This window comes from Deinococcus rhizophilus (assembly GCF_030271215.1).
Classification (GTDB): Bacteria; Deinococcota; Deinococci; order Deinococcales; family Deinococcaceae; genus Deinococcus; species Deinococcus rhizophilus.
On sequence record NZ_JASNGB010000381.1, the window covers coordinates 1 to 619 of the forward strand.

1 protein-coding gene is annotated in these 619 nt (G+C 60.6%); it reads left to right on the top strand.

Features of this window, described 5'->3' with window-relative positions; translation table 11 throughout:
• Positions 1-616, top strand: a 616-nt coding sequence (locus QOL99_RS17460; protein ID WP_285525683.1) for an IS630 family transposase, incomplete at its 5' end; no start/stop codon positions are given.
• Positions 617-619: the final 3 nt, after the last annotated feature.

Genomic DNA, 619 nt, shown 5'->3' on the forward strand with positions numbered 1-619 from the left:
AAAAAAAACGCGGGTCGCGTCCGAACGTAATGAGGAACTGCGCCAGCAGTTCCTGAATGACCTCACGCCCTTCCTTCAGACCCCCGCCCGGCTGGTCTTTCTCGACGAGAGTGGGTTCAATACCGCGATGACGCGGGGCTATGGGCGAGCACACCGGACCTGCCGGGTCCGGTATGCCGTGCCGCGCAATTGGGGCCGCAACCAAACGTTGATCTGCGCGGTCCAAGCGACCGGTCCCTTTGCTCCCCTCGTGGTCGAGGGTGCCGTCAACGGACCCATCTTCGAGTGGTATGTGCAGGAGGTGTTGTGCCCAGCCCTGACCCCTGGGCAGGTCGTCGTGCTGGACAACCTCTCGGCGCACCATCGCGCGTCCGTACGGACGCGCATCGAAGCCCAGGGCTGCTCGGTATTGTTCTTGCCGCCTTACAGCCCAGACTTCAATCCCATCGAGATGCTGTTTTCCAAGGTCAAAGCTCTGGTCCGGGCTGGAGGTTGGCGAAACGTCCCGGCCCTGCTTCAAAGTATTTGGGCCGCCTTGGACGCTGTGACGTTGCGAGATGTCTTCGGCTGGTTCACCCATGCCTTCCCAAACATCTTTTTATGTCAAATGCTCTAGGGC